Consider the following 325-nt stretch of genomic DNA (forward strand, 5'->3'; position numbering starts at 1 on the left):
GTCTCCGTCCCACCGTCCAGCAGCGCCTTGACGGCGGCGAGATCGATATGCACGCCGGCGGGATCGAAAGACACAAGCTCGCGCGTCGCCAGTATCCGCGTCCGGTCCGGCTCGTTGACGATCGGCCGCAGCTTGCTCAGGCTCCAGCGCAAGGCTCCCTTGGGATCGTCCGGAGCATCCCACAGCAGGGTGCAGAGCCGCTCCCGCCGCAGCGGCCGGTTCGCCAGCGCCAGATAGGCCAGCAGCCCGCGCGTCTTCCGGGAGGGCGGCAGTTCAAGCCGTTCCCCCTGCCGCGTTATTTCCATTTCGCCCAGGAGTCGGATGC

1 protein-coding gene is annotated in these 325 nt (G+C 68.3%); it reads right to left on the bottom strand.

From position 1 onward, the window contains the following. A partial coding sequence (locus tag ACSNOK_RS33655) for an AfsR/SARP family transcriptional regulator (RefSeq protein WP_436784562.1) occupies positions 1-305 on the bottom strand: 305 nt, incomplete at its 3' end. Positions 306-325 lie beyond the last annotated feature (20 nt).

Origin of the sequence: Streptomyces sp. URMC 126 (assembly GCF_051386555.1) — a bacterium.
Lineage (GTDB): Bacteria > Actinomycetota > Actinomycetes > Streptomycetales > Streptomycetaceae > Streptomyces.